The sequence below is a fragment of the Tenacibaculum tangerinum genome (assembly GCF_029853675.1).
Taxonomy (GTDB): domain Bacteria; phylum Bacteroidota; class Bacteroidia; order Flavobacteriales; family Flavobacteriaceae; genus Polaribacter; species Polaribacter tangerinum_A.
The window spans coordinates 1,750,001-1,752,500 of record NZ_CP122539.1; the positions used below are offsets into that span (position 1 = coordinate 1,750,001).

Sequence of the window (2,500 nt, forward strand, 5' to 3'; positions counted from 1 at the left end):
TCTTTCAATTTAGCAAAGCCCTGTGTTTTTGATAAACAGTCGCCTGGATCTTTTCACTGCGGCCAACATTGCTGTTGGCGACTCTTCTCCCGAAGTTACGAGTCTATTTTGCCTAGTTCCTTAGCCATGAATCTCTCGAGCACCTTAGAATTCTCATCCCAACTACCTGTGTCGGTTTACGGTACGGGTTCTTATAAACTGAAGCTTAGAGGGTTTTCTTGGAAGCCTTTAGGCACACTATCCACGCATCCGAAGACTTGTGGTACTATCGTACTTCAGCTAGATCTGCGGATTTGCCTACAAATCTAATACCTACATACTTCAACGAACTATTCCGTCAGTTCGCGGTGCTTTCATTACTCCGTCACCCCATCGCATTTATAAGAAGTACAGGAATATTAACCTGTTGTCCATCGACTACTCCCTTCGGATTCGCCTTAGGTCCCGACTAACCCTCAGCTGATTAGCATCGCTGAGGAAACCTTAGTCTTTCGGTGAGGGGGTTTCTCGCCCCCTTTATCGTTACTTATGCCTACATTTTCTTTTCTATACGTTCCAGCATACCTCACAGTAAACCTTCTACACATATAGAATGCTCCCCTACCACTTATATAAGTCCATAGCTTCGGTAATATGTTTATGCCCGATTATTATCCATGCTCGACCGCTCGACTAGTGAGCTGTTACGCACTCTTTAAATGAATGGCTGCTTCCAAGCCAACATCCTAGCTGTCTGGGCAGTCAAACCTCGTTTCTTCAACTTAACATATATTTGGGGACCTTAGCTGATGGTCTGGGTTCTTTCCCTCTCGGACATGGACCTTAGCACCCATGCCCTCACTGCTGATAAACATTTTATAGCATTCGGAGTTTGTCAGGAATTGGTAGGCGGTGAAGCCCCCGCATCCAATCAGTAGCTCTACCTCTATAAAACTCTTAATCAACGCTGCACCTAAATGCATTTCGGGGAGTACGAGCTATTTCCGAGTTTGATTGGCCTTTCACCCCTACCCACAGGTCATCCAAAGACTTTTCAACGTCAACTGGTTCGGTCCTCCACGGTGTGTTACCACAGCTTCAACCTGCCCATGGGTAGATCACTCGGTTTCGCGTCTACTACTACTAACTATAGCGCCCTATTCAGACTCGCTTTCGCTGCGGCTGCACACCTGAAGTGCTTAACCTTGCTAGTAACAGTAACTCGTAGGCTCATTATGCAAAAGGCACGCCGTCACACAGTAAATGTGCTTCGACCGCTTGTAGGCGTACGGTTTCAGGTTCTATTTCACTCCCTTACTTAGGGTTCTTTTCACCTTTCCCTCACGGTACTAGTTCACTATCGGTCTTTCAGGAGTATTTAGCCTTACCGGATGGTCCCGGCAGATTCATACAGGATTACTCGTGTCCCGCACTACTCAGGGTACTGCTATATCCTCTTCGATTACCTTTACGAGACTATCACTCTCTATGGTTCGTCTTTCCAAACGATTCTAGTTCTCTTAGATTCTAATGTCGCAGCCCTACAACCCCAATATTGCCGTAACAATATTGGTTTGGGCTAATCCGCGTTCGCTCGCCACTACTAACGGAATCACTTTTGTTTTCTCTTCCTCTGGTTACTTAGATGTTTCAGTTCACCAGGTTCGCCCCACTTACGTGGTAATACATCTTCAATGTATTGGGTTGCCCCATTCGGAAATCTACGGATCAATAGGTATGTGCCCCTCACCGTAGCTTATCGCAGCTTATCACGTCCTTCTTCGCCTCTGAAAGCCTAGGCATCCTCCATACGCCCTTATTTAGCTTATTGTACTTTTTGCTGTAGTATCTCTACTACAACGAGCTCTTTTATATATTTAAAAATTTAAAAATTGAACTATTCAATAATTAAAATCTTAAATCTTGATTCTTATAAAAAATATCTTGTTAGATTATTAATCTAACGCTCTATCTTGATTCTTTACGATATCATTTTACCAATATGTCAATGAACGTGGCGAATCGCCACTGATAAGTATTATCAGCGCAATTCGTGCAGTACTCTGAAACAATGTATATTGTCTCGAGGCACTGCCTCGTGGAGAATATCGGAGTCGAACCGATGACCTCTTGCGTGCAAGGCAAGCGCTCTAGCCAGCTGAGCTAATCCCCCATTTGAAATTCAGAATTATGAATTCAGAATTACGAATTTAGAATTCCCTAGCTCCTAGAATTTCCTTTCTTAACTAAATATCTTAATCTATCTCTCAATCTTTGAATTTTTAAATCCTTTAATATTTCAATGTTTGAATTCTTAAATCTTTAAATCCTTCAATAAATTGTAGTCTCGGGCAGACTCCCCTCGGCTACGCTCGGGATAAACTTCTCGTCTGTCTCGACTATTAAGTAGTCTCGGGCAGACTCGAACTGCCGACCTCTACATTATCAGTGTAGCGCTCTAACCAGCTGAGCTACGAGACTTTTTTTAGCCTTTAGCTTGTAATTCTCAGATATTAGTACC

General features: G+C 43.4%; 2 tRNA genes and 1 rRNA gene (1 of these 3 only partly in view). All 3 read right to left on the reverse strand.

The window, feature by feature from the left end:
• Window positions 1–1,810 (reverse strand): 23S ribosomal RNA (locus P8625_RS07675) (it extends 1,064 nt beyond the left edge of the window).
• Window positions 1,811–2,078: 268 nt separating this feature from the next.
• Window positions 2,079–2,152, reverse strand: a tRNA-Ala gene (locus P8625_RS07680).
• Between the two features lie 234 nt (window positions 2,153–2,386).
• A tRNA-Ile gene (locus P8625_RS07685) sits at window positions 2,387–2,460 on the reverse strand.
• Window positions 2,461–2,500: the final 40 nt, after the last annotated feature.